We start from the raw sequence: 26,046 nt of genomic DNA, 5'->3' as shown, positions 1-26,046 counted from the left end.
CCCGCTACGGCGCCCTCATCCGGACAAAATCTCCCACAAATTGTGACGCACATCTTGCAGAAAGCCTTTTTCAAACATGCTCTAGAATAGTACAGCCAATCTGTAAAGACGAGGAGAATATAATATTATGAACATCAAGCGAGCGAAGGAAGAAATACGCAATACAATAGAAGCTTACCTTTTGAAAAATGAATACGGGGAGTACGAGATCCCGGTTATGGCCCAGCGCCCTGTTTTTCTTATTGGCGCACCTGGAATCGGCAAGACACAGATCATGGAGCAGATTTCCCGGGAATGTAAGGTGGGACTGGTTTCTTACACCATTACCCACCATACCAGACAGAGTGCAATTGGACTTCCTTTTATTTCCAGAAAGAATTTTGACGGAAAAGAGATGGCAGTTACAGAATATACCATGAGCGAGATCGTGGCATCCATCTATGAGAAAATCCAGGATTCCGGCCTTCGGGAGGGGATTTTGTTTATTGATGAGATCAACTGTGTTTCCGAGACACTGGCACCTGCCATGCTGCAGTTTCTTCAGTGTAAAACCTTTGGAAGCCACAAGATTCCGGAAGGCTGGCTGATCGTAGCTGCCGGTAATCCACCGGAGTACAATAAATCGGTCCGTGAATTTGATGTGGTGACCATGGACCGTGTGAAGAAAATCCAGGTGGAGCCGGATTTTGACGCATGGAGAGAGTATGCTTACGCAAAAGGCGTTCACCCTGCAGTGATTTCCTATCTGAATACAAGACCGGCTAATTTTTATAAGATGGAGAGCACAGTAGATGGCAAAAATTTTGCTACTCCAAGAGGATGGGAGGATCTGTCCAGACTGATACAGGTATATGAAAAACTGGAGAAAACCGTGGATAAGGACGTGGTAGTCCAGTATATCCAGCATCCGCAGATTGCAAGAGATTTCGCCAGCTATCTGGAGCTTTTCTACAAGTACCGTACGGATTATCAGATCGATGAGGTTTTAAGCGGCCATATTGATGATATTCTGGTAAAAAAAGCCGCACATGCTTCCTTTGATGAAAAGCTGAGTGTCACCGGACTTCTTCTTTCCAGACTGAACAAAGTCTTTGGAAATGTACAGGAAGAGGAAGAGAAGCTTGCCAGCATTTTTGATGTTCTAAAAGAGGCGAAAGAACCTCTTATGGGAGCGCAGAAGGAGCAGCCGTTGGTTTATCTGGAGGATGTAAAGAACCGCTTCCAGTCAGACTCATTGGCAAAGAAGAAAGCAGGGCTTTTGTCCAGGGAGGACATCCATCATGACCAGCAGGTTCTGGATACCCTGGAAAAATATGTGATGGATCTGAAGAAAGAGAATGTACAGGATGGCGAGTCTGCTTTTTCCCTTCTCAGAGTCTGGTTTAATGCGGAAAAAGAAGCATATGACAATGGTTTTGACAAGGCGGCAAGGCAGCTTGAATATGCTTTTGATTTTATGGAGAGTGCTTTTGCGGGTGGACAGGAACTGGTGGTGTTTATTACAGAACTGAATACCAGCAGTCCTGCGGTGGCTTTTCTTCAGGAATATTCCTGTGAAAGATATTACCGCTACAATAAGGAACTTTTATTCCGGGAAAACACCAGAGATATTCTGGAACGGATCCGGCAGCTTGGATAAGGAGGCTGAATGAGAAAAAGAAAACCATGGAAATTTATTTTTATTCTTCTGTTTGCAGTGGCAATTTCCCTGGGAGTCTATGTTTATCAGCAGCAGTATGAGCCGGACGATTTGTTTGTGAAGGTAGGAGAGGGAATTCTGGATAACGCTCCGGAGATTTTTTCAGGAGAGCCGAAAGAAGTCCGGGAACTGCGGAAGCAGGAGGTGGCAGATACCGACACACAGGGACTGCGCCAGGAATACTATTTTGGTCAGTTGAATGAAGAAGAACAGCGGGGCTATCGGGAAATAATAGAAGGAATCCGGGCAAAAGAGAAAGAATTTTACCTTACGATCTATGAGGATGACACCGTAAATAAGGTTTACCATGCGGTGCTTATGGATCATCCGGAGCTGTTCTGGGTGCATAACCGGAAGCAGGTATATAAAACAACCTTCTCAAACGCCAATTATTGTATGTTTTCTCCCGGCTACAGTTATACGGATGAGGAAATCCAGGAGATACAGGCAGCAGCTGACAATGCCTGTCAGGAGGTAAGTGCATTGGTTTCAGAGGGGGCGGATGATTATGAAAAGGCGAAAGCAGTTTATACTTATCTGATCGATACTGCCGAATATCAGGAGTCTGAGGACGATCAGAGCATGGCAGGAATCTTTTGGAGGAAGCAGGCAGTGTGTGCCGGATATGCAGGGGCTGCCCAGTATCTTCTGGAATATCTTGGAGTGCCCTGTATTTACGTGGAAGGCAGTACTGCCGGAAGTACAGAGGGACATGCCTGGAACATTATCACTTTGAACGGAAATGATTACTATTTTGATGCGACCAACGGTGACCAGCCGGAATTTCTGGAGGGCGATGCAGTCCAGCTTGCAGAACATAAGACAATCCTGTATGATTATCTGTGTCCGTTCCCGGAGGAGTATGAGACGACATATACACCCTCTGCTGAATTTACGGTTCCGGCGTGTTCTGCAACAGATATGAATTTTTATGTGCTGAACCAGGGATGCTTTGACAGTTATGACTATCAGGAGATCCTGGCATACTGTCAGATGAGGCTGAATAATGGGGCTGCAGTAGTAAGGTTTAAATTCTCATCGCAGGAAGCTTTTGAACAGGCCAGAGCAGACTGGATCAACGGAGATGCCATTCAGGAGGCTGCAAGATATTATATGACTATATATGGAATGAGTCAGGTAGAGTATCATTATGGAATTCTGGAAAATATGAAAACTATCTATTATATGTTTTAAAAGAAAGAGGTATAAACAGATATGGTTGATATTTTAAAAAATATTATGAATATTGCATACAGAGTTCGGGATATGCAGATCGCAGGTACTTTGTCCATGGTTTTATTTGGAGTAGTGCTTGTGTTCGGAATTATGAACTGTGTACTCGGATACCGTCTTTTAAGATTCTGGATGATGATCTTTGGATTTCTCATTGGAGCAGGAATCGGATTATTTGCCATTCATCAGATTGGATTCGGGGAAAAGGTGTATTATGCAGTGGGAATGATCGGAGTAGGACTGTTACTTGCCATTCTTTCCTTTGCAGTGTTTAAGGCCGGTATTTTTATTATGGGAGCAGGAATCGGGTTGACGATTACTGTATATATTATCCATCCGACTACTTCTTTCAGCTTTTTCATCTGTCTTCTGGCGGGAGCAGGTCTTGGAATGCTGGCGCTTCGCTACGAAAGAGAAGTGATCATTGTGGGAACCAGTATTCTGGGTGGTATTTTAAGTGGCTTTTCTACTGCCAAGCTGGCAAAAATGGAGGAAATTCCTTTTGGAATCATTTTTTCCATTGGGTTCGCCCTTGTGGGAATGTTGATCCAGTTTGCCATTAATAAGCCGAAATATGACGATGATTACGATGACGAGGAAGATGAGGATCAGGGGAAAGTACCAGAAAGACGACAGAAATGGGAAGAAGCTGACTGGGAGGAGGCTGAAAGCGAGACAAAGCGCAGAGGGAAAAAAGAGCGTGATGATAAAAAGAATCCTTCCAGGGAGCAGTACAGAAAGTGCCCGGAAGAGTATGAAGATGATTTAGATGATGATCTGTCTGATGCGGATGATAAAGAGATTGATGAGATTCTGGATGAGTATGGCGTGGACGAGGAAGATGTGATTGAGGAATATCTGGAAGATTATTATGGTGAGAACAAGAGGACACCGCAGAAAAGCCGTAAAAACAAGAGCAAGCGAAAAAACAGCGCCAGCCCTTATCAGAAGAACAGATAGGTGAAATCCATTTCTGAGACATCAGAGAGGGATGCTGAAGAAAACAAATAAAAACTATGAAATCCTGGAGCAAATAATGCTCCGGGATTTTTGACGTATAAAGAAAACGCAGTCAATTGATTTTGAAATTGACTGCGCTTTGTTTTGTGAATTAGAATTCGATTTCCTTTAAATATCTTGCCAGAGCATCCTGCCAGGTTGGAAGAGGGGTGAATCCATTTTCTACCAGCTTCTTTTTGTTCAGACGGCTGTTAAATGGGCGTGCTGCTTTGGAAACTCCGTATTCAGCGGTGGTAACAGGAAGAACTGTTACTTTATCCTCGGCATACTCGGTATGTCCAAGCTCAACAGCCTGACGGAAGATTTCCTTAGTGAAATCATACCAGCTGATATAACCACCCTCATTGGTTGCGTGATAGTAACCGTATTTGTCAGTGAGAATCATGTCGATCATCAGGCGGGCAAGGTCATAGGTGTAGGTTGGAGTACCGATCTGGTCGTTGACAACCTTTAAGGTATCATGCGTTTTGGCAACGTTTAACATGGTTTTGATAAAGTTCTTGCCATTTTTACCAAATACCCATGCAATACGGATAATAAAAAATTTGTCAACATTGTTATAAACTGCAAGCTCTCCGTCAAGTTTCGTCTGACCGTAAACATTCAGAGGCTTGTAGGCTTTACAGTCTGGCTCCCATGGAGTGGTGCCCTGACCGTCGAATACATAGTCTGTGGAAAGATACATCATTTTGATGCCCAGCTTTTTGCAGACTTTTGCAATATTTTCAGTACCAAGAACATTTACTTTGCGGACGATTTCCTGTTTGTCCTCATCTTCAGCTGCATCTACAGCTGTCCAGGCTGCACAGTGTACCACGCCGTCCACGCCTGCTTCTGTAATGGCTTTTTCCACAGCGGAAGCATCTGTAATGTCTACAGAAATATAAGGCATTGTGGTGACAGCAGTACTATCCTGAATTCCGCTATACTCCGGGGCAAGGTCAGAGCCTACCCCTTCGTATCCGCGTTTGTTAAGTTCGTTCATTACATCATGACCAAGCTGACCGGCCACACCTGTTACAAACAGTTTCATAAAAACAGCCCTCCTTAGCGGTTGCCGTACATTTTTTCGTAGTAATTCTGATACTCTCCGGAAATAATGGTCTCCCACCATTCCTTGTTGTCAAGATACCACTGGATGGTCTTCTTTATACCGTCTGCAAATTTGGTTTCTGGCAGCCAGCCCAGTTCGTTGTGGATCTTGGTTGGGTCGATCGCATAACGCATGTCATGACCCTTACGGTCTGTTACGTATGTGATCAGGCTCTCTGGTTTTCCAAGTTCTTTGCAGATGATCTTAACGATGTCGATGTTTTTCATTTCGTTGTGTCCGCCTACATTGTAAACCTCACCAACACGTCCTTTGTGGATGATCAGGTCGATAGCGCGGCAGTGATCCTCAACATACAGCCAGTCACGAACATTCTCACCTTTTCCATAAACAGGAAGTGGCTTGTCATTTAATGCGTTGGCAATCATAAGTGGAATCAGTTTTTCCGGGAAATGATATGGGCCGTAGTTGTTAGAGCAGCGGCTGATGGATACAGGAAGTCCATAGGTTCTGTGGTAAGCAAGTACCAGAAGGTCAGCAGATGCCTTGGAAGAACTGTATGGGCTGCTTGTGTGAATCGGAGTCTCCTCTGTGAAGAACAGGTCCGGTCTGTCAAGTGGCAGATCACCGTAAACCTCATCAGTGGAAACCTGATGGTAACGTTTGATTCCGTATTTACGGCAGGCATCCATAAGAACAGCAGTACCGATGATGTTTGTGTTCAGGAAAACCTCAGGGTTCTCGATGGAACGGTCAACGTGGCTCTCAGCCGCGAAGTTTACAACCATATCCGGATGTTCTTCCTCAAAAAGCTTGTAAACTGCTTCACGGTCTGTGATGCTCTCTTTTACAAAACGGAAGTTTGGGTTGTCCATAACCGGTGCCAGAGTAGAAAGATTACCTGCATAGGTAAGGCAGTCCAGACAGATGATGCGGTAGTCCGGGTATTTTTTTAACATGTGGAAAATGAAGTTGCTTCCGATAAATCCGGCACCGCCGGTAACGATAATATTCATGATATAATTCTCCTTTGATTTTTATAATTAGTGAAGTACGTCCATATATTTGCCATCCAGTACGTCCTTCAGATACTGACCATACTGATTCTTCTTCAGCACGTTGTAAACTTCCATAACTTCTTCTCTGGAAATCCAGCCGTTTAAGTAAGCAATTTCCTCAAGGCATGCAATCTTACGGTGCTGATGGGTTTCTACTGTTTTTACAAAATTAGTTGCGTCTACAAGACTCTCATGTGTACCTGTGTCAAGCCATGTGAAGCCCTGACCAAGAAGCTCTACATTTAACTGACCTTTTTCCAGGTAAATACGGTTCAGGTCTGTGATCTCCAGCTCACCGCGGGCGCTTGGTTTCAGGTTCTTTGCATACTCAACAACTTTGTTGTCATAGAAGTAAAGACCTGTTACACAATAGTTGCTCTTCGGATGCTCTGGTTTTTCTTCGATGGAAATGGCTTTGCCTTCCTGATCGAATTCAACGATACCGAATCGTTCCGGATCGTCTACATAGTAGCCGAATACAGTAGCACCTTTTCCTGAGCTTGCATTCTCAACAGCGGCTTTTAGACGCTTCTTAAGACCGTGTCCTGCGAAAATGTTGTCTCCAAGAACCATGGCAACCGTGTCATTTCCAATGAACTCTTCGCCGATGATAAATGCTTGTGCAAGTCCATCCGGGCTTGGCTGTACAGCGTAAGTAAGAGATACGCCGAACTGATGACCGTCACCAAGAAGCTCCTTGAAACGTGGGGTATCCTGTGGAGTGGAAATGATCAGGATATCACGGATCCCTGCGTTCATAAGAACGGACATTGGATAGTAGATCATTGGTTTATCATAAATTGGAAGCAGCTGCTTGGATGTGACCATAGTCAATGGGTAAAGTCTGGTACCGGATCCACCGGCTAAAATAATTCCCTTCATAATTTCGTTCTCCTTTGTTGGATTTGCGATATTGTTCCTATTGTGAACAATATCTGATTTATGCTGTCAGGTGCATGATTTCGTAGTCGTTCATGAATGCTGCCGGATTTTGGGCAGCATTTGTTTGCCCTGACCTGAGTCTGTAGCTACATTATAAAAGGTGACCTTACGTTACCTTCAAGACCTTTTTTACAATTATTTCAAGTTTGTTACTTTTTCACAAAGAAATACCCCTGCATCCTTGGTGATATGGAATCCATTTTCTGTTTTTTTCTTAACAAGGGCGCGAAAATCCTTGTAACGGTCTGGCAGATACTGGTTCTGATTGCCGTGGCAGGAGAGAATATAGGAGATTAAAGGCTCCGCATCGGTAACGATCAGTTCGTCTTCATAGGATTTCCAGGTGATCTTCTGAAAATAAGGGGAAAGGATATCCGTCCCGTTTTCCCGGCCAAAGCGTTCGTACAGTTTATCTGCGGAGAGGGCAATCCTTTCATCGAAGGACTGGACTAGAAGGCTTACCTCCCGCATATGTCTGGAACCGTAGGTACTGCAAAGAAAACGTCCGCCTGGCTTCAGGATTTTTGTTACATTTTTGCACACCTTTCCAATGTCGTCACAGTAAAAAAGTACATGATTGGCAATGACCAGATCAAAGGTGCCAATCCTTGGAGGAATGTTGTGACAGTCAAAAGCTTTGAAAGAAAAACGGGGATCTTCTCCGCCAATGGCACGCCTGGCGTCACGGAGCATACCCTCGGAAATATCAGAAAGGGTAATGTGTATGTTCCCTGGCAGTTTTGATAAGTTCTGGGTCCAGAGAGCTCCGTCACCGCATCCAAGCTCCAGAATATTCATTCCCTCATGAATCTGGCACTGCTGGCAGATCCAGGGAAACCAGCCTTCCTGGTTTACAGAATAAAGACTGTGCAGGTTGATCCTGGAAGAAATGTTGGAAGCATTCTGGTACTGATTTTTCAGACTTTTTTCCATGACAGTCAGATGGATCAGGTCCAGCATACGGCTCCAGTCCACGGTATGTTCCTCAGAAATGGCCTGGGCAGTATCTTTCAGTGTTTTTTCCACAAGCTGCATCTGTTCAATCCGGTCCTGTACAAGCTTCAGCTGTACATTCAGGGCATTGAGCATAAAATGGCTGTCCGGGTCTTCGATAGTCATCTCCCGGATATCCTCCAGGGAAAATCCAAGATATTTTAGCAGCAGGATCTGCTGCAGCCTTGCAAAGTCCGTGTCAGTATAAAATCTTGCGCCGGACTCGGATACAAGAGAAGGTTTCAGAATATCGTGCTGGTCGTAATAGCGGATGGTCCGCAGTGTTACTCCAGCCATCCGGGCAAACTGACCGGAAGAGTAGTAGCCGTCTTTTTTCAAAAAAACACCTCCTGGATTGCCAAATGTTATATTATATTATAGGGAAAATTTATCTGGGGTGCAATGGAAAGTTTGAGGCAGGTTATGGTTTATTACACTTACAAAAGAACAGCTTGCGGAATATTACTGGCAGATCCTGTCGCAAAGAGGCGAACGCTTTTCCTTGTGCTTTTTTTATCTGTGTGCTACCCTTTAAGCAAGGTCAGCGGGGCCGAAGATGAATCTTAAAACTGGCAGTTCTGTCAGTCTTTTTCCACAATAAAATGTAAGGAAGAGAAGAAAAAAGGACAGGAGGTTAACATGAACCTATTCGATTTTACCTACTGCGGTAATTATAACCGGCAGATCCAGAACCTGGCCAGGATATCCCCTGAGAAGTGGAGTTTTGGGCAGTCCGGGGATAACGGGATCCTGAAAGGTTATCTGGAAAATACATTCCGCAGACTGTATGAGGAAGGAAAAGTACGGGAAGAGAAAGAATATGCCCTTTTTCATACAGGACTCTTTAATCAGTATTATCAGCCAATTTATGCTTATTTTGTTCCAAATGTAGTACCGGACAGACAGAAATGGTATCTGGAAGGATTTTATACAGACTACTCGCTTTTAAAAATAAAAATCACGGATCTGCCGCCCAGGGCTTCCTATGTGGAAAATCCTTCCGATCTGGTGTTTGATACCAAGCTGCCGGTGGTGCCTCAGTATGAGCATATTTTTGATGATGAGGAAAATGTGCAGCGGCTTCCTTCCGCAGTGAGGGAGAGCGGCATGCGGGTACAGCTTTTTGATGGAGCCTTACAGCAGACCAGACGGATACTGGAGTCAGACTACAAGGCTGCCATTCCTCAGTATTATAACCATTCCATTCAGCTTTTAATCCCAATCTGCCTTCAGAATCCGGGAATTCCGGATCTGGCACTGGCCTGTATGAAAACTCCGGATGGGACCAAATATCTGGGACGAACCTGTCTGACTCTCCGGATGGCCTATCACAATGCCAGACTGCTTGCAAGGCTGGACGGGAGCTGGCTGAGGGCGTGAAGAAGTTAGAGAAAATGAAATACCTTCAAAGAGGATATTGGAACAGTAATCGGAAAGCTGCAGTTTCCTGGCAATGTCCTGCTGTTATGGGGCAGATTGTGAACAGGGATAAAGAGTGTGAAAGAACTGTGACTTTCTTTCGGAAAAACTGTTCAAAATATATAAAACGTGTTACAATATAAAACTATCACAGAGAGAAAATCAGAGGTAAGGACTACATAAGACAGCAAGTCCTGGATCGATCAGAGAGGCAGGAATCAGACCTTGGATTTTCTTATGGAACACAGGAGAATGTATGAGAATCGAATTAAAAGACGAAAATCAGGAAGAACCGCAGAAAATTGATGAGAACGACATCCGTTACAAACACGAGACCGATCTGACGAAGAAAGAGAAGCGTGAACTTGAGAAAATGAAGCTTGCCAGTATGGGCTGGAAGGGAAAGCTTCAGTATATCTGGGCCTATTATAAGCCTCAGATGGCAGCCATTGTGGCGGTGATCGCCATAGCCTTTTTTGTAAAAGATCTTTACGAAAATTCCAGGATCCATACAGCACTTACGGTTATGGTAATTGACTCCTACGGAACGAAGCAGGAGGAAGCCGAAGAAAAGGTAGAGAAAGCGCTGGGAATCCAGGATGATCCATATGAAATCGTCACAGTAGACGAAAGCCTGCGCACCGGTGAAGACGGAGTTGCATTGGAATCCTACAGCCAGATGGCCTTTACCACCAAAGTATCTGCCAGGGCAGTGGATGTGCTTATTGGTTCCGAAGATTATATGGACGGTTTTGAGTTCAAAGATGAGTATTTTATGGATCTGACAGAGCTTTTGCCAGAGGATGTTTACCAGGTATTTGGGGAGCAGGATGACAAATACAGCATTACCATTGATTCTGATGAACTGGCAGAGGAACTTGAGGTGACCTATGAGCCTGTTAAGATCGGAGTTCTCGCTAATTCAGAGAATGTGGAGAATGCAGTGAAATGGCTGACGAAACTGGCAGAAGAATTATCGTAAATAATGAAGGGAGACGTGTGAAAGCTGCCGCGTCCCCCTTCCTTTTTCTGTAAAAATAGGCCGGATTTTCTGGGTGCATTTCACATCAAAGCTTTTTCAGATAGTGTTTTTCAATAAAAGAGAGAACTCCATATAGCCCCATGGCAATCAGACACAAAACCACAATGGACATCAGCACCCAGGTAAGCTTGAAGAAGTGCGTCTGCAATCTGAAAGAAAAATTATGTAAAATTTAGAAAAAATTTCGTAAAAATGTCAATAGGATATTTGACCGAAATAAGGTATCCTAAACAGACAGAAGAGATTTTAAAGGATAACAGGAGAGAAGGATATGAAGGTTTTGCTGGCCGGGAATACCGGTTATGTGACAGAAGAATTTGTAGAAGAAGCATTTCCAGAATGTCAGGTGATGGTACTTGGAAATAAAATGCTAAAGACAGTCCGGAGAAGGGAACTCATTTCCAGACCATTTCCCAGGACGGAACTGGAATTTGGAGATATTTTTCGGACATACGAATTTGAAGCTGTGGTATACTTTTCTAATTATCTGACCTTACATGGAGAACTGGAAGGGGAAGCAGAGAATCTGCGCAAGATCCTGCAATACTGCAGGAAAGGGGTTCAAAGCCACTTCCTTTACGTGACAGGACCAGAGGGAATGTATGATGTACCAACAGGTAAGACTCTGCTGGTACAAAATGCAGAGGATGTGTGCAGACGCTATGCGGGACTGTACGGTCTGACGGTGAAAATACTGCGAGTACCCTATTTATATTCCGGAACCTATAAAAAAGATTTCTTTTACAGAATTTTCCAAGCTTCGAAAGAGAGCCAGAAGCTGTTTTTCCAGGAAGCTCCGGAGCAGAAAGCCTGTTTTTTATATTCTATGGATCTGGCAGAACTGATGTACAAGCTTTTTGATAACTGGAATGATGAGGAAGAGGTATTGAATGTTCCAGATGTATTTGACATCTGTTTTCAGGATGTGACCGAAGAACTGAAAAAGGTTTTATCCCCGGTCTCCATTATCTATAAAAGCAGTGCCGTTGTAGAAAAAATAAAAGAAGACGACAGACAGATCCGAACAAACTATAACTGGTTTCCAAAGATTTCAGTATTAGATCATATTTCGGAAATGTATAAAGAATATAATGAATACACAAAAAACAATGGGGGAAAAGTAAGCTGGCTTACCAGACTTTTCAATCAGAACCAAAGATGGCTGCGGGTATGTGAGTTTGTGGTCTGCTTTCTGGCGTTCGAATTTTTGCAGCGTCTTCTGGGAAATCAGGCTCAGTTTAAGATGATTGATCTGCGTCTTGTGTTTATTGTCTTGTTTGGAAGTCTTTACGGTCTGGGATATGGAATTGCCGGAGCAGCAGCCCAGACAGTATCCTTGCTTCTGGCATATGAAAGCCAGGGAACAAAGTGGTATACCCTTTTTTACGAACCAGCTAACTGGATCCCATTTATCTTTTATTTTGCTGCAGGTGCCGTGTGTGGTTATGTGCGAATGAAAAACAGGGAAAATCTGGAATTTATATCAGAGGAGAATCAGCTGATCCGGGAAAAATTTCTCTTTATGCGTGATCTGTACCAGGCGACCCTTCAGGACAAAAAAAGATACAAAAAACAAATTCTGGGCAGTAAAGACAGCTTTGGAAAGATTTTTGACATTACCAGGAAGCTGGATATTGTACAGCCAGAGGAATTGTTTATTGAAACGATGCACATTATGGAAGAGGTTCTGGAGAATGAAACCTTTGCGTTTTATTCCCTCAGTCAGAAAAACGGCTATGGCAGGCTGGAAGCTGCATCTCCCAAGTCTCAGGGAATGTACTCTGCTTCTGTCAGATTAAGTGAGTATACGCTTGCCCTGGAAACCCTGGAAAAAGGGCAGGTATGGGCAAATCGGGATTTTATAAAAGGTTATCCCATGTATATGGCTGGTATCCGGAAAGAAGGCAGTCTGGTGATGTTGATCTGTATTCAGGAGGTAAAAAACGGACAGCTGACTTTATACTATATGAATCTGTTTCAGATTTTATGTGGTCTGGTAGAAACATCACTTTTACGTGCTCTTGAATATCAGGAAGCCACGGAATACAAGAAATATGTAGAGAATACGAGGATCCTGAAGCCGGAATACTTTGAAAAAAGTCTGGAACTTCAGCATTCTATGCGTGAGCAGAAGATGGCATCCTATATCCTTCTGAAACTGAAGTATGGGAATATGACCATTGAGGATGCGGATGAGGCACTGGACCGCTGTATCAGAGAAAACGATATCCGTGGTATTTCTCCAGAAGGGGAGTTGTATCTGATCCTGACCCAGGCAGATGACAAGGCATTGCCAGTCATCCTTGAACGTCTGAAAAGAAATGGATTTGAGGGAAAGGTGCTTGATGTTCCGGTAGGAAAAGAGACAGCAGGAGTGGAATCATGACAAAAACAGCAATTGGAATCACGGCACTGGCGATTCATCTGATCATCTGCATACTGATCTGGTCAGGAATACGCACAGGATTTCTGAAAGCAAAGATGTACATGCTGTCTCTTGCCGTATTTGTACCAGTCTGGGGACCGGTGTGTGTCCTGCTCATACATTTTCAGCTTTTTTCCGGTACGGATCAGGTGAAAACAGTGGGAGTTGAAAAGCTCAGGGTTAACGAGGAAATTTATAAGAACATGTTTCCGGCCATGGAGGAAAATGACAGGGATGTGGTTCCTCTGGAGGAGGCCCTTCTTCTGAATGATTCTTCCAGGCGCCGGGAACTGATCATGAACGTTCTGAATGATAACCCGGGGGAATATGTGGAATTATTAAAGCAGGCACGAATGAATGAGGATGTGGAGGTAGTCCATTATGCGATTACAGCCATGGTGGAACTGTTCAAAGAATATGATTACAGATTACAAAAAATTGAGAAAAAATATACGAATGATCCAGATGATCCTGTTATTCTGGAGGAGTACTGTGATTTCCTGAAAGAATATCTGAGTCAGGGCTTTATGGAGAAGCAGATGGAACAGATTTACAGAAACCAGTATACCCAGCTTTTGTTAAAACAGCTGGAACAAAAGGTGAATCTCCATACCTGTGTCTGCCTGATGGAAAATCTTATGGTGCAAAGGGATTTTTTTCTGGCAGAAAAAATATTGAAAATCATGGATCAGAACTGGCACAGAGGTGAAGAATACTGGATCTGGAAAATTCGGTATCTGGCAGAACGGAAAATGGGGAAAGAACTGAAACAGAGCTTACAGGCATTGAAGGAAGAGCATATCTATCTTTCTTCCAGAGGAAAGGAGGCACTGGGATTTTGGCTGGATGGATCAAAAAAGTGAAAGCTTTTCAATTTAAGGGAATTCTGGTGATCCTGGGCTGTTTTCTGCTTATAGGAGCCATTCTGTTTGCAGAACGATCCGGTCTGTCCTACCGGGAAAAGGCAAAGAAACTGACTTATCTGGATGCAGATAAAGTGGTTACGGAAGAAACTGCGATAAAGACACTAAAGCCAACCTGCCTTGTTCTTACAGACAGCAGTCAGGCGAACAGCACCATGGCGTGGATCCAGTTCGAGCAGATCTTTAAGGACATGAAGGTGGGTACTGATCTGGTTGATGTAAATCATGAAAGTATACCGGATGATCTGTCTGATTATGAGACTGTGGTCGTTCTTTTAAGCGATTTAAGTCCGCTGAAAGAAAATGTGCTGAAGATCAGCGACTGGGTAAAAGAAGGCGGAAGTGCCATGTTCGCCCTTACTCTTCAAAAGGATACTTATGTATCCCTTATTGAGCAGAAGCTTGGAATTGTATCCTCAGGTTACACAGATGCCATGGTAAACAGCATTTATTTCGACAGTGAGTTTCTCGTCGGAGGCGGAAAAGCATACAAAGTCACAGACGGCTACGAATCGGCCTGGGCAGTGGAGCTGAGTCAGCGTGCAAGGGTATACGCCTGGGCAGATGATACGTCAGGCGTTCCTTTGATTTGGGAAGCTGATTATGGAAACGGAAAGTTTGTAGTAGATAATTTTGGGTTTTATGAAAAAGCTTTCAGAGGCTTTTTTGCTGCATCCTACAGTCTTCTTACAGATGTGGGGGTATATCCGGTGATCAACGGATCCGTCTTTTATCTGGATGATTTTCCCTCCCCTGTTCCAAATGGAGATGGAACTTATGTAAAAAGGGATTATGGCACCAGTATTGCAGATTTCTATACCAATATCTGGTGGCCGGATATGATCGCCCTTGCTACGGCTCACAATGTGCAATATACAGGAGTTATAATAGAAAATTATGAGGATGAAACAGACGGAGAGACGGAACGCCAGGATGATGTACAGCGGTTCCAGTATTTTGGAAATATGATCCTTCATCAGGGCGGGGAACTGGGTTATCACGGTTATAATCATCAGCCGCTCAGCTTGTCAGACACGGATTATGGAGATGCACTTCCCTATAAGACCTGGACAAGCTTTTCTGCCATGGAAAAAGCAATGAAAGAGCTGATGGATTTTGGAAAGGAAATGTTTCCGGAGACTACCATGTCTGTTTATGTTCCTCCTTCTAATGTTTTGTCAGAAGCGGGAAGGAAACTGCTGGGTTCCCTGTATCCCAAGATCCGTACTATTGCCAGCAATTATTTTTCCGGCGACTATGCTTATGTGCAGGAGTTTGAAGTGGCTGAAGATGGAATCGTAGAACAGCCGCGTATTATTTCCGGTGCGATCATTGACGATTATATGCAGATGGCTGCTTTGTCTGAGTTGAATATGCATTTTGTAAATACACATTTTATGCATCCGGATGACCTTCTGGATGAGGACAGAGGCGCTGCCCTTGGCTGGGAAAAGCTGAAAAAACGTCTGGATGAATACATGACCTGGCTGAATGAAGCAGCACCGGCACTTCGAAATCTTACAGGCTCCCAGCTATCCGGTGCCATTGAAAGATATGGTGCCCTGACCGTGGAGAAATACATTACAGACAAGAAAGTGCATCTTCATCTGGGAAATTTTTACGATCAGGCGTATCTGATGGTGAGAATGAATAAAGGAACTCCGGTGCGTGTGACTGGTGGAGACTTGACTCAGGCTGCTGGGAATCTGTATTTGCTGAGCGCAGAACAGGAAGATGTGTACATTGAGTTCGAATAAATATAATGACAGCAGTGTCAAAAGGTCTTTTACTATTGGTAACATAAACATATGTATTGAAAATGCAGATAAAAGGAGAAAACAGTGAGAATCTGTCTGGTTTTGGAAGGGTGTTATCCTTATGTGTTCGGCGGTGTTTCCACATGGATGCACCAGTATATCAATCAGATGCAGGAGCATGAATTTGTGCTCTGGGTTATTGGTGCAAATGCAGAAAAAAGAGGAAAATTTGTCTATGAACTTCCAGAGAATGTTGTGGAGGTTCATGAGGTTTTTCTGGATGATGCTCTCCAGGTGAAAGAAAAGGGGAAAATGTCCCATATTTTTTCCGAAAAAGAACTAGAAAGTCTGAGCGAGCTGATGCAGATGAGGAGACCGGACTGGGAGACGTTGTTTTCCCTGTATCATGATAAACATTTAAACCCTATGGCTTTTTTGAAAAGTGAGACTTTCCTTGATCTCCTTATAAAAATCTGTAAAGAACAGTATCCGTATATTGCTTTTGCAGATGCCTTTCACACCATGCGTTCCATGCTTCTTCCTGTTCTGTATCTTATGGGAAGTGAAGTGCCAGAGGCGGATGTGTATCATGCCATATGTACCGGGTACGGCGGACTTCTGGCCTGTCTGGGCGGCTATGTGTACAAAAAGGATGTTCTTCTTACAGAACATGGAATTTATACAAGGGAAAGAGAGGAGGAGATTATCCGTGCCAAGTGGGTGGTTCCATCCTTTAAGAAACAGTGGATCGCTTTCTTTTATATGCTGTCAGATATGATCTATCAGAGGGCATTTCGTGTGACCTGTCTTTTTACAAATGCAATGCGCACTCAGATTCAGATGGGCTGTGCACCTGGGAAGTGCCGGGTTATCGAAAATGGGATCGACTATGACAGGTTGTCTGGAATCCCCCTGAAAGAAGAGGATGGCTGGGTGGATATTGGAGCAGTAGTAAGGCTTGCTCCTATCAAAGATATCAAGACCATGATCTACGCTTTTTTTGAACTGTCTGCACATGTAAAAAATGTACGCCTTCACATTATGGGAGGAGTCGATGATGAAGAATATGCACAGGAGTGTTACGAGCTGGTGAAACAGCTGAAGCTGGAAAACATTATATTTACAGGGCGTGTGGACATTGTAAAATATATGGAGAAACTGGATTTTACCATCCTTACCAGCATTTCAGAAGGACAGCCCCTGTCTGTGCTGGAATCCTTTGCTGCAAGACGTCCCTGTGTTACCACAGATGTCGGCTGCTGTCGGGAACTTCTGGAAGGAAAGGAAGAGGATGTATATGGAAAGGCAGGCTATTATGTGGCACCTATGTATCGTGACGGACTGGCTCTTGCCATGGAGAAAATGTGTGAATCCAGAAGAAGGCGGCTTCGTATGGGAAAAAATGGACAGGAACGGGTAAAGGCTTATTACAGACAGGAACGCATGATCCGTCTGTACAGGGAGCTTTATGAGGAGGTGATACAAAAAAATGGCCGGAATCGGATTTGAACTAAAAAAACTGTTTAACAGCCGGGGACTGTTTGCTTCCTTCAGAGCTTACGGATATGCGGGAGTCGTATGTACCGGTCCAATGCTTCTTGGAATTGTATTGCTTCTTGGTGTTATGTATCTTTGTGATAAAACAGGAGGCAGCAGACACAGCCGGGAACTTCTGGTGTGTATGATCACGTATACCCTTTTGTTTTCCCTGACAGTTACCAGTTTTTTGTCTATGGTAGTTACCAGGTTTATTGCGGATATGCTGTACGAAGAAAAATATGATATGGTATTGCCTTCTTTCTGGGGCTCTACAGGGATCATGCTGGTGGCCGGCGGGATTCTGTATGGAATTTTTCTTATCTTTTCCGGAGCAGGACTTATGGACAGCTTGTTGTGTCTGTGGCTTTTTGGAGAGCTGACCGTCACCTGGAATGCAATGAGTTATCTCACTGCAATCAAAGATTACAGAGGAATCATGCTGTCATTTACAGCTGCTATTGTGATCACATTTATATCCGGCTGGGTATTGCTGATGCTGGGGATTCCCCATGTGGAAGCTCTTCTGATTGCAGTGGCTGTGGGATACGGAGTGATGCTTTTGTGGGATGTGATCCTTTTGTATCAGTATTTTCCCCAAGGGGAAAAGGGTGCCTTCCTTTTCCTAAGATGGGTGGATCAGTTTCTGCCTCTGGCATTTACCGGGCTTTTTATCAATATTGGACTGTTTGCCCATTTGGTGATCATGTGGGTCGGACCGCTTCAGGTACAGGTGCAGGGACTGTTTGTTGGTGCACCCTACCATGATGTGCCAGCTCTTGTGGCATTTCTTACAATTTTGGTAACAACAGTAAACTTTGTGGTTTCTGTGGAGGTGAATTTTTATCCGAAATATAAAAACTACTACAGTTTATTTAATGATAAAGGTGCTGTAGGAGATATTACCCAGGCTGGTGAGGAAATGTTAAAGGTATTGAATGTGGAATTAAAATACACGGCCTTGAAGCAGCTCCTTGCTACAGCACTTGCTATTTCTCTTGGCGGACTGCTCCTGGAGTATGTGCCGCTTGGATTTAACGATCTTATGGAAGGGTATTTCAGAACCCTCTGCGTGGGATATGGCATTTATGCAGTGGCAAATACCATACTTCTGCTGCTTTTATATTTTACAGATTACAAAGGAGCGCTGGCGGCCTCCGGATGTTTTGCAGGAGGAACTGTGCTGTTTACAGTAATATCCCTGTTTTTCCCAAGAGTATATTATGGTTTCGGGTTTCTCACAGGCAGCGCAGTGTTTTTTCTGATTGCAGCCTTTCGTCTGGACTATTACACAAAGAGGCTGCCCTATTATATTTTGAGTGTACAGCCTGTGGTGGCCAGGGAAAAAAGAGGAAAGTTTTCCAGACTTGGTTTTTTCCTCAGCAAAAAACTGGAAAGGAGTCAGAACAGTGAAAAAATATAGAAAACTTGCATGTATTCTTGCCGGAAGTATGACCATGTCTTTATTCGCAGGCTGTATAGGAAATGGAGATGTAGTGCCGGAAGAAAAAAATGAGAGCACAGATACAGAAGAACCGACAGCATCCGAAACGTCACAGGAGATAAAAAAAGCAGAATCCCGGGATATTGACCAGGTTCATTTAAGAGATAAGGACAGTCTTTATGAAAACGATGACGATACCAGCGTGGTTACCATGTACCTCACTGTTTCAAAGGGGAATTCTTCAGAAAATACAGATCATACATGGGAAGAAATCAATAGTTATTCTGTCTATGATTATGAAGAGATGGGAGTAGACAGATATCAGGCGGCTGCACTTTTACAGATAGGGAATGAGAATGGTCCGACAGAGGGAATGGTAGGATATGGGGAGAATATTCCCAATGCCACGGTACAGATCCGTGGGCAGACTTCAAGCCGGAATGCCCAGAAAAACTATAAGATTGAGCTGAAGAAAAATAAAGGAACCTGGCGCGGGCAGAGAACCATTAATCTGAACAAGCATATGACAGAAGGAATGCGGTTTCGGAACAAGCTCGCCTATGACCTGCTGAAGGGCATTCCCCAGCTGATCAGTCTGAGAACACAGTTCGTCCATCTGTATGTAAAAGATACTACAGATGGTTCTGCTGACGCGAAATTTGAGGACTATGGCTTGTATACCCAGGTAGAGCAGCTGAATAAGACTGGATTGAAGAATCATGGACTGGATTCCAATGGACAGCTTTATAAAATTAATTCTTTTGAATTTTACAGATATGAAGATGTGATAAAACTCCAGGATGATCCATCCTACGACAGTGCTGCTTTTGAAAAATTGCTGGAGATAAAGGGAAGTACCGATCATAGGAAACTGATTCAGATGCTTGAAGCAGTAAATGACTACAGTATTCCAATTGATACGGTTCTGGAAGAATACTTTGATGAGGAAAATATTACATATTGGATGGGATTCCAGATTTTGATGGGAAATGTGGATACCCAGAGCCGAAACGTGTATTTATATAGTCCATTAAATTCTGATACCTGGTATTTTATTCCCTGGGATAATGATGGCAGTCTGATGAGACCTGAATATAAGATAACCGGTTTTAGTGATCAGAAAAGCTGGGAATCCGGCGTTAGTAACTATTGGGGAAATGTACTGTTCCAGAGATGCCTGAAATCAGAGCGTTTCCGGGAAAAGCTGGATGAAGCCATTCTGGATCTGAAAGAATATCTCAGTGAAGAGAGACTGGGCACTATGATTGAAAAATACAAGACTGTGGTGAAGCCGTATCTTTATGAGATGCCGGATGTGTTTTATGCACCTCTTACCAGTGAACAATATGATGAGATTGCTGCATCACTTCCGGAAGAAATAGAAAAAAATTATCAGCTCTATGTAGAAAGTCTTAGTAAGCCTATGCCGTTTTTTATTGGTGTTCCTGTTGCAGAGGGAAATAAAATGAAAATAAACTGGGATAATTCCTATTCCTTTGACGCGGAGGATATTACTTATTCTGTAGAGATAGCAAAGGATTATCTTTTTCAGGATGTGATCTATACACAGGATGGTCTTCTGATCCCGGAAACGGAGCTGGAGCTTCCGGAAGCAGGACAGTATTTTATCCGTGTGCGTGCAACCAATGAAAAGGGAAAAACACAGGATGCTTTTGACTATTATGTTACAGATGAAGGAAAGCAGTATGGCATGAGGTGCATTTATGTAACGGAAGATGGTCAGATCGAGGAAGATATTTATGAGGAATAAAAGCAGGGAAGCATTTCGAAATGAATGGAAGTATCTGATCAGTATCAGTGAAAAAGAAATGCTTATGCTCAGGCTGAAGCCATTTCTACAGCCGGATCCCCATGCCGGGGAAGGGGGATATTGTATCCGCAGTCTGTATTTTGACGATTACTGGAATAGTGCATATGCGGAAAAGGAAGCCGGTGTACTGATGCGAAAAAAATACAGGATCCGGATTTATAACAATAATGACAAATTTATCAAACTGGAGCGGAAAAAGAAGTTTGGAAGTTATATTTACAAAGAGAGTGCACCGCTTACAAGAGAAGAGGTGGAGAAAATCCTGAAGGGGGACTATGCGTTCCTTTTGTACAGTCCCCACTCTCTATGCCGGGAATTTTACATAGAATGTGCCTGCAATATGATGCGGCCAAGGACCATTGTGGATTACGAACGGATTCCCTGGATCCTGGATGCCGGAACGGTAAGGATCACCTTTGATTCAGATGTGAGAGCGGCTATTGGCAGTTATGATATTTTTGATCCTGGATTGCCTGCTTTGTCTGTGCTGGAACCTGGAAAACTGATTCTGGAAGTGAAGTTTACAGAAATGCTTCCCCAGCTTTTACGCGATGTTCTGCCACCGCCAGCAGCGGAATTTACAGCAGTTTCCAAATATGTACTCTGTTATGAGAAAACCAGGTATATGAATGGATTCGAGTACTGGTATGAGACATAAAAAGAAAACGTATAACTGTGAACTATGTTCACAAAAAATATCTCGCAAAATACTGCCTTCTGAATAATTACAAAAAAGCACAAAGAGATAAGTGGAGGAATTTTTTATGAGTGTAAAGGACATGATCAAAAAATCAGTTCTGGAATCCGGAGCGTTTACCAATTATGATGTTCCGGGGATTCTCACAGCTCTTGCGGCGGCTCTGCTGTTAGGGGCGCTGATCTATCTGGTATACCGGAAGTTTTACGCAGGAGTTGTTTTTTCAAGAACATTTGCTGTTACTCTGGTTGGAATGACAGTGCTTACCTGTATGGTAACCTTGGCTATCAGTACCAATGTGGTAATTTCACTTGGTATGGTAGGAGCGTTGTCCATTGTCCGTTTTCGTACAGCAATTAAGGATCCTATGGATCTTTTGTATTTGTTTTGGGCAATCACCACAGGAATTACGGCTGGAGCGGGAATGTATGTCCTGGCGCTTCTGGCGGCTGCGATTATGATCCTGATGATTGTATTGTTTTATCACAAACAGCAGAGAGGAAAAATCTATATTGCAGTGATCCACTATACAGGAGACCAGGCAGGGGATGAGGTAATCCGCTGCTTTGGAAAAAGAAAGTATTTTGTCAAATCCAAGACCATGCGCAAAGAAAAAACAGAGATGGCAGTGGAATTGTACTGCCGACAAAATGACATGGATTTTATGGAAAAAATCCGCAGCATTGAAGATGTAGAAGATGTCACTCTGATTCAGTATAATGGGGAATATCACGGATGAAAAAGATTCTGGCAGCAATGTTGCTGATTCTGATAGTCATTCTGGCAGCTGGCGCAGGTTATCAATGGTGGTCTTCCGGAAATGGAAACAAAAAGCAGTTTCAGAAATCCCAGGAGATTTTTGGAAATCCGCTTATGGGATATGCACCAAGTGCCTGGTATGAGAATGTGTCAGAGGATATTTCGCTTTTGTATATGGACATTACCTGGGCAGAATTAGAGCCGGAAGAAGGGGTGTATGCCTGGGATTCCATAGAAGAGGAAAACCAGATAAACAGGTGGAAAAAAGAAGGAAAGCATCTGATCCTTCGTTTTGTCTGTGACATTCCAGGTGATGAGAAACATATGGATATCCCCCGGTGGCTGTATGAGAAGACGGGGGAAGACGGAACCTGGTATGACGGTGAATATGGAAAAGGATATTCACCGGATTACAACAATAAGGTTTTTATAGAAGAGCATGAGAAGGCAATCAAAGCCCTTGGAGAGCATTTTGGAAAAGACGGGCTGATCAGTTATATTGAGCTGGGAAGTCTTGGACATTGGGGAGAGTGGCATGTAAATTACAGCGAGGGGATTACGAGAATCCCTGAGGAAGCTGTAAGAAACCAGTATATTATGCCCTGGCTGGAAGCTTTTCCCGGCGTAAACATGCTTATGAGAAGACCTTTTCATATTGCAGAAGCTTATGGAATGGGGCTTTATAATGATATGACCGGGCATAAAGAGTCCACAGAAGAATGGTTGACCTGGATTCAGGAAGGTGGAGATTATGGACAGGCAGAGGAGAAAGATGCGCTTGGCAGTATGCCAGACTTCTGGAAGACAGCTCCATCGGGCGGTGAATTTACCAGCTCTGTTTCCATGGAACAGATGCTGGTGACAGATCTGGAACAGACTGTAGAATTGGTCCGGAAGTCTCACACTACATTTTTAGGTCCGAAATATGCAGACAGTCAGTATAAAGATGGCTATGACAAAGTGCTTTTGAATATGGGGTACCGCCTGTGGATCTCAGAAGCTGCCTGGAAAAGGGAGGGGCAGGAAAATTGCCTGTGCCTGACCTGGAATAATGACGGCGTTGCTCCGTTTTACAAAAACTGGCCAGTATATCTGTATCTGGAGGATCCCTCTGGAAATACAGTGGAGAAGACTGAAATCAATATGCTTCTTTCTTCTGTTTTACCAGATACACAGCTTATTACTCGGACTGTATTTGAAACCCGGGATATTCCGGCACTTTTGAAGGAGGGATATGCTCTGTCTGTGGGAATTGAAGATCCCATGACAGAAAAGCCTGGCGTAAGGCTGGCAATGGAATGTGCTTACCAGAATGGCAGAAATATACTATGGCAGAAGGAAAAATAGAGTGGCTTTCGGTCCCTTTGTTTTCGGAAGAACCGGTAATAAAAAGTTGGAAGAGGTAGAGAAATGTCAGAAAAAATAGTGAAATACGAGTATGAATATGGCCTGTGTAAACGGATGCACTACCGTGGATTATGGTGCGTGCGTTATGAAGGTGTGCCAGGGCATTTTGAGAAAGCGGGTATGGCCTGTTCCTGTGCAGTGGATGGCTGTGATAAGGATTGTGCAGTTATGGAAAGTGCGGATGCCGTTATTGATCCGGAGTGGGAGTGGCATATGCTGGACAATCCGCCTGGAAGATAGAAAAAAATTACGGCAGAGACAGGAAGAACTGCATATTATACCATAAGGCATGAAAACCGGAGTTGATAGTATGAGTCTGGCGGAATCCTTAAATTGGGAGCAAGAAGAGCAGTGCACATCCGTTTTTTCACGGTCTGTTACCAACCGGAAAAATCAGGAAAATTTAAAATTGTCAGAGAAAAAGGAATTATTAAAGAAAATCGCAGATATTCTTGCAGAGGAAAAATGGATTACCTCAGCTGAATTGTTGGTTTTGAAGGAAAAAATAGAAAAATACGGTGGCACTTTATGACCAGGGCAGTGATCTACTGCCGGTGCAGTACAGAAGAGGAGTGCCAGAAGGATGCGCTTATAAGACAGGCGGCGGAGGCAAGAGAATGCGTCTGCCGCCTGAACTGGTCCTTAGAGGATGAATATATAGAAAGCAGGTCCGGTACCAGCACCCGGGGACGGGAACAGTACCAGCGGCTTTTTTCTGACCTTCTTAGAGATAAATTTGAGATTGTAGTGATAAAATCCCAGGACAGACTGATGCGAAACACAAAGGATTGGTATGTTTTTGTGGATCGGCTTGTGACTTGTGGCAAACGACTGTATCTCTATCTGGAAAACCGTTTTTACAGTGCCGATGACAGTCTGATCACTGGAATCAAGGCAATTCTGGCAGAGGAATACAGCCGGGAATTAAGCCGTAAGATCAATAACGCCCACCGGAACCGGCAAAAGACTGGAAGTGCCCTGATGCTTACTTCCAATACTTATGGCTACCGGAAGCTGCCAGATAAAAGCCTGGCGATCATAGAGGAAGAGGCACAGGTGAAAAGAAAAATGTATGAGCTTTGTGCAGGAGGTCTTGGCAGCAGATGTATCGCCCGGATCCTGCGGGAGGATGGTGTGCAGAAACGAAATGGAAGCTTTTTTACCGATTCTGATATCCGCCGCATGATCCGAAATCCTGTCAATAAAGGTACTGTGGTCATGAACCGGAAACATTATGATTTTGATACCAGGCAGGTGGTAAAAAATCCACAGGAACAGTTTTATATTTATGAAAACCGGATTCCGGCAATTGTGTCAGAAGAACTGTGGAAGGCTGCCAATGAAGAAATCGACAAAAGAAAGAAACCTGTCGGAAACCAGGAGAGAACGGCCAGGTGCTTTGGAGTAAATCCGGGAAAGCATGTGTTTAGCGGAAAATTGGTCTGTGGTTTGTGCGGGGCCCCTTTTTACCGGACAACAAGAAAGAGAAAAAACTATAAAATCCATAAATGGAAATGCAAAATTTATCTGGAACAGGGGAGAAAAAAGGAGGAAAAGCCAGGCGGCTGTGCCAATATCCATCTGGAAGAGGAAAAGTTGTTTCTTCTTCTGGAAAGGTCCGGAGGAAAAGAAATCCTGCCAGATCAGGAAAGGGAGATTACGGATTCTTTCATGCAGCTTTTGAAGGAAAGTCTGGAAGAAAACCAAAAGAAGAATTTGGAAAAGTACGAACAGCTGGAAAAAAAGATTAAATACCAGCAACAGCTTTTGCTGGACAAATATCTGGAAGGCCTGGTGGAAGAATCTCTTTACCAGATCAAGGAAAGGGAACTGCAAAATAAATTAAAGAACAACACCGGCAGCAGAACGTGCAGGCAGAAGAACAGGGATTTTCTGGCAGAGGAACAGGAAGAAGTGGAAAAAAGGCTTCGGGAGACAGAGCAGTTTTTAAAAGAACATCATGTGATTCTAAAGGCCCACGTATTATGTGAGTTAAAAATGGTGGAGAAAATCCTGATTTATCCGGATCATCTGAAAGTGGTAAAGAAACAGGGAAAATGCATTATTGCGGCAGAGACCTTTGATATGCTATACTGAAAAAATCGTAACTGCCCGTCATGTCTGCAGTTACAGACATTACTTAGAGCCTGTTTGAAAAATCATTCTCGCAATCTGCACGCCTTGCTGTGCGGTATATTTTGTCCGAACAGGTAGAAAGGAACAGTATTATGAATATCAGAAAATCTACACTTCAGGATCTGCCACAGATACTGAACTTATATAAAATTGCCCGGGAATTTATGAAAAACAACGGTAATCCAAACCAGTGGGAGGACCGCTACCCGGAAGTTTCAACGGTAGAAAATGATATAAAAACAGGAATTTCCTATGTATGCGTGGAAAATGGGGGAATTGTGGGAACATTTGTATTTTTTACAGGAGAGGATCCTACTTACCGTGTGATCGAAAATGGTGAATGGCACAGCGACAGGGAGCCCTACGGCGTGATTCACAGAGTCGCTTCCAATGGAGTAACAAAGGGTGTGACCAGGGCTGCTTTTTCTTATGGATTGGAGAGAAGCGGATATGTGCGCATTGATACCCATGAGGATAACAAGCCCATGCAGGGCGCTTTGAAGAAATTTGGTTTCAGGGAATGCGGTGTGATCCATCTGGAAAGAGGGGCGGAGAGGATTGCCTTTGACTGTCGGAAAGAGTGGCTTTGAAAAATAAAATTAAATTTCTTTTTTGAAGAAATACGGGACTGCACTTCGTTATAGAAAATTGGAAAGAGAAGAGGACAGCATTTT

General features: G+C 43.6%; 24 protein-coding genes. 19 read left to right on the top strand and 5 right to left on the bottom strand.

The genetic code is table 11. From position 1 onward, the window contains the following. Window positions 1-74: DUF6783 domain-containing protein (locus AB5706_RS12210; RefSeq protein WP_368357444.1), on the bottom strand; the 74-nt coding region annotated here is incomplete at its 3' end. Between the two features lie 53 nt (window positions 75-127). On the opposite strand from AB5706_RS12210, the gene AB5706_RS12200 reads away from it, so the two are divergent. From AB5706_RS12200 to AB5706_RS12190, 3 genes are read left to right on the top strand one after another with little or no spacing between them, the layout of a single operon-like run. Continuing rightward, window positions 128-1,639 (top strand): AAA family ATPase, encoded by a 1,512-nt coding sequence (locus AB5706_RS12200; RefSeq protein ID WP_173769531.1) that lies wholly within the window; start codon window positions 128-130, stop codon window positions 1,637-1,639. 9 nt (window positions 1,640-1,648) lie between these two features. Continuing rightward, window positions 1,649-2,893 (top strand): transglutaminase domain-containing protein, encoded by a 1,245-nt coding sequence (locus AB5706_RS12195; protein ID WP_173769532.1) that lies wholly within the window; start codon window positions 1,649-1,651, stop codon window positions 2,891-2,893. 21 nt (window positions 2,894-2,914) lie between these two features. After that, window positions 2,915-3,892, top strand: a complete 978-nt coding sequence (locus AB5706_RS12190) for a TMEM198/TM7SF3 family protein (RefSeq protein ID WP_173735157.1) — start codon at window positions 2,915-2,917, stop codon at window positions 3,890-3,892. A gap of 151 nt (window positions 3,893-4,043) precedes the next feature. Here the strand turns inward: AB5706_RS12190 and rfbD are convergent, their stop codons facing one another. The 4 genes from rfbD to AB5706_RS12170 form a co-directional block, all read right to left on the bottom strand. Then, the gene (gene rfbD / locus AB5706_RS12185; RefSeq protein WP_173718598.1) at window positions 4,044-4,985 is read right to left on the bottom strand and encodes a dTDP-4-dehydrorhamnose reductase; all 942 of its coding nucleotides are present in this window, start codon (window positions 4,983-4,985) and stop codon (window positions 4,044-4,046) included. 14 nt (window positions 4,986-4,999) lie between these two features. Further along, entirely contained in the window at window positions 5,000-6,019 is a 1,020-nt protein-coding gene (gene rfbB / locus AB5706_RS12180) for a dTDP-glucose 4,6-dehydratase (protein ID WP_021926781.1), read from the bottom strand. Between the two features lie 27 nt (window positions 6,020-6,046). Then, window positions 6,047-6,943: a glucose-1-phosphate thymidylyltransferase RfbA gene (gene rfbA / locus AB5706_RS12175; RefSeq protein WP_118581363.1), complete on the bottom strand. Its 897-nt coding sequence runs from the start codon at window positions 6,941-6,943 to the stop codon at window positions 6,047-6,049. Window positions 6,944-7,138: 195 nt separating this feature from the next. Continuing rightward, entirely contained in the window at window positions 7,139-8,335 is a 1,197-nt protein-coding gene (locus AB5706_RS12170) for a MerR family transcriptional regulator (protein WP_173735155.1), read from the bottom strand. Window positions 8,336-8,635: 300 nt separating this feature from the next. Here AB5706_RS12170 and AB5706_RS12165 point away from each other — a divergent pair, with 300 nt between their 5' ends. From AB5706_RS12165 to AB5706_RS12090, 16 genes are all read left to right on the top strand, one after another. Further along, window positions 8,636-9,376 (top strand): DUF3825 domain-containing protein, encoded by a 741-nt coding sequence (locus tag AB5706_RS12165; RefSeq protein ID WP_173735154.1) that lies wholly within the window; start codon window positions 8,636-8,638, stop codon window positions 9,374-9,376. Between the two features lie 295 nt (window positions 9,377-9,671). Next, window positions 9,672-10,397, top strand: coding sequence for a hypothetical protein (locus AB5706_RS12160; protein WP_173735153.1), 726 nt, complete (start codon window positions 9,672-9,674; stop codon window positions 10,395-10,397). A 331-nt stretch (window positions 10,398-10,728) separates the two neighbouring features. Then, window positions 10,729-12,843 (top strand): NAD-dependent epimerase/dehydratase family protein, encoded by a 2,115-nt coding sequence (locus AB5706_RS12155; protein WP_173735152.1) that lies wholly within the window; start codon window positions 10,729-10,731, stop codon window positions 12,841-12,843. Further along, window positions 12,840-13,745 (top strand): hypothetical protein, encoded by a 906-nt coding sequence (locus tag AB5706_RS12150; RefSeq protein WP_173735151.1) that lies wholly within the window; start codon window positions 12,840-12,842, stop codon window positions 13,743-13,745. Before AB5706_RS12155 ends, AB5706_RS12150 begins: the two co-directional genes overlap by 4 nt. After that, window positions 13,721-15,562, top strand: a complete 1,842-nt coding sequence (locus tag AB5706_RS12145) for a DUF2194 domain-containing protein (protein ID WP_202030769.1) — start codon at window positions 13,721-13,723, stop codon at window positions 15,560-15,562. Before AB5706_RS12150 ends, AB5706_RS12145 begins: the two co-directional genes overlap by 25 nt. Window positions 15,563-15,646: 84 nt before the next feature. Next, window positions 15,647-17,071, top strand: a complete 1,425-nt coding sequence (pelF, locus tag AB5706_RS12140; RefSeq protein ID WP_173771060.1) for a GT4 family glycosyltransferase PelF — start codon at window positions 15,647-15,649, stop codon at window positions 17,069-17,071. Further along, window positions 17,052-18,521, top strand: coding sequence for an exopolysaccharide Pel transporter PelG (gene pelG / locus AB5706_RS12135; protein ID WP_173771059.1), 1,470 nt, complete (start codon window positions 17,052-17,054; stop codon window positions 18,519-18,521). Before pelF ends, pelG begins: the two co-directional genes overlap by 20 nt. Beyond that, window positions 18,508-20,313 carry a CotH kinase family protein gene (locus tag AB5706_RS12130; RefSeq protein ID WP_294432643.1) on the top strand — a complete coding sequence of 602 codons (1,806 nt, stop codon included), beginning with the start codon at window positions 18,508-18,510 and terminating at the stop codon, window positions 20,311-20,313. Before pelG ends, AB5706_RS12130 begins: the two co-directional genes overlap by 14 nt. Beyond that, on the top strand, window positions 20,303-21,031 hold the full coding sequence (locus AB5706_RS12125) for a polyphosphate polymerase domain-containing protein (protein ID WP_173771058.1): 729 nt from the start codon (window positions 20,303-20,305) through the stop codon (window positions 21,029-21,031). Before AB5706_RS12130 ends, AB5706_RS12125 begins: the two co-directional genes overlap by 11 nt. 106 nt (window positions 21,032-21,137) lie before the next feature. Further along, the gene (locus AB5706_RS12120; RefSeq protein WP_118581390.1) at window positions 21,138-21,809 is read left to right on the top strand and encodes a DUF4956 domain-containing protein; all 672 of its coding nucleotides are present in this window, start codon (window positions 21,138-21,140) and stop codon (window positions 21,807-21,809) included. Then, window positions 21,806-23,176 (top strand): DUF4832 domain-containing protein, encoded by a 1,371-nt coding sequence (locus AB5706_RS12115; RefSeq protein WP_173771057.1) that lies wholly within the window; start codon window positions 21,806-21,808, stop codon window positions 23,174-23,176. The genes AB5706_RS12120 and AB5706_RS12115 overlap by 4 nt, the downstream gene beginning before the upstream one ends. Before the next feature lie 63 nt (window positions 23,177-23,239). Next, window positions 23,240-23,476 carry a hypothetical protein gene (locus tag AB5706_RS12110; protein WP_118581393.1) on the top strand — a complete coding sequence of 79 codons (237 nt, stop codon included), beginning with the start codon at window positions 23,240-23,242 and terminating at the stop codon, window positions 23,474-23,476. 169 nt (window positions 23,477-23,645) lie between these two features. Continuing rightward, window positions 23,646-23,768 (top strand): hypothetical protein, encoded by a 123-nt coding sequence (locus tag AB5706_RS12105; RefSeq protein ID WP_255610631.1) that lies wholly within the window; start codon window positions 23,646-23,648, stop codon window positions 23,766-23,768. Next, window positions 23,765-25,333 (top strand): recombinase family protein, encoded by a 1,569-nt coding sequence (locus AB5706_RS12100; protein ID WP_368366113.1) that lies wholly within the window; start codon window positions 23,765-23,767, stop codon window positions 25,331-25,333. Before AB5706_RS12105 ends, AB5706_RS12100 begins: the two co-directional genes overlap by 4 nt. Window positions 25,334-25,387: 54 nt before the next feature. After that, complete coding sequence (locus AB5706_RS12095; protein WP_368072623.1) at window positions 25,388-25,450, top strand: DUF6783 domain-containing protein; 63 nt, start codon at window positions 25,388-25,390, stop codon at window positions 25,448-25,450. A gap of 14 nt (window positions 25,451-25,464) precedes the next feature. Then, entirely contained in the window at window positions 25,465-25,962 is a 498-nt protein-coding gene (locus tag AB5706_RS12090; RefSeq protein WP_173716238.1) for a GNAT family N-acetyltransferase, read from the top strand. Window positions 25,963-26,046 lie beyond the last annotated feature (84 nt).

Origin of the sequence: Ruminococcus sp. RTP21484sp1_RTP21277st1_D2_RTP21277_210401, from assembly GCF_040924225.1 — a bacterium.
GTDB classification, from domain to species: domain Bacteria; phylum Bacillota; class Clostridia; order Lachnospirales; family Lachnospiraceae; genus Blautia_A; species Blautia_A faecis.
Note: the sequence above shows the minus strand (reverse complement) of the source record. Positions and strands in the feature narration are given on the sequence as shown.

What these genes read in the sequence shown, in the direction of transcription:
- AB5706_RS12200 (WP_173769531.1), top strand. Translation starts at nt 128, where the DNA reads ATGAACATCAAGCGAGCGAAGGAAGAAATACGCAATACAATAGAAGCT.
- AB5706_RS12195 (WP_173769532.1), top strand. Translation starts at nt 1,649, where the DNA reads ATGAGAAAAAGAAAACCATGGAAATTTATTTTTATTCTTCTGTTTGCA.
- AB5706_RS12190 (WP_173735157.1), top strand. Translation starts at nt 2,915, where the DNA reads ATGGTTGATATTTTAAAAAATATTATGAATATTGCATACAGAGTTCGG.
- rfbD (WP_173718598.1), bottom strand. Translation starts at nt 4,985, where the DNA reads ATGAAACTGTTTGTAACAGGTGTGGCCGGTCAGCTTGGTCATGATGTA.
- rfbB (WP_021926781.1), bottom strand. Translation starts at nt 6,019, where the DNA reads ATGAATATTATCGTTACCGGCGGTGCCGGATTTATCGGAAGCAACTTC.
- rfbA (WP_118581363.1), bottom strand. Translation starts at nt 6,943, where the DNA reads ATGAAGGGAATTATTTTAGCCGGTGGATCCGGTACCAGACTTTACCCA.
- AB5706_RS12165 (WP_173735154.1), top strand. Translation starts at nt 8,636, where the DNA reads ATGAACCTATTCGATTTTACCTACTGCGGTAATTATAACCGGCAGATC.
- AB5706_RS12160 (WP_173735153.1), top strand. Translation starts at nt 9,672, where the DNA reads ATGAGAATCGAATTAAAAGACGAAAATCAGGAAGAACCGCAGAAAATT.
- AB5706_RS12155 (WP_173735152.1), top strand. Translation starts at nt 10,729, where the DNA reads ATGAAGGTTTTGCTGGCCGGGAATACCGGTTATGTGACAGAAGAATTT.
- AB5706_RS12150 (WP_173735151.1), top strand. Translation starts at nt 12,840, where the DNA reads ATGACAAAAACAGCAATTGGAATCACGGCACTGGCGATTCATCTGATC.
- pelG (WP_173771059.1), top strand. Translation starts at nt 17,052, where the DNA reads ATGGCCGGAATCGGATTTGAACTAAAAAAACTGTTTAACAGCCGGGGA.
- AB5706_RS12125 (WP_173771058.1), top strand. Translation starts at nt 20,303, where the DNA reads ATGAGGAATAAAAGCAGGGAAGCATTTCGAAATGAATGGAAGTATCTG.
- AB5706_RS12120 (WP_118581390.1), top strand. Translation starts at nt 21,138, where the DNA reads ATGAGTGTAAAGGACATGATCAAAAAATCAGTTCTGGAATCCGGAGCG.
- AB5706_RS12115 (WP_173771057.1), top strand. Translation starts at nt 21,806, where the DNA reads ATGAAAAAGATTCTGGCAGCAATGTTGCTGATTCTGATAGTCATTCTG.
- AB5706_RS12110 (WP_118581393.1), top strand. Translation starts at nt 23,240, where the DNA reads ATGTCAGAAAAAATAGTGAAATACGAGTATGAATATGGCCTGTGTAAA.
- AB5706_RS12100 (WP_368366113.1), top strand. Translation starts at nt 23,765, where the DNA reads ATGACCAGGGCAGTGATCTACTGCCGGTGCAGTACAGAAGAGGAGTGC.
- AB5706_RS12090 (WP_173716238.1), top strand. Translation starts at nt 25,465, where the DNA reads ATGAATATCAGAAAATCTACACTTCAGGATCTGCCACAGATACTGAAC.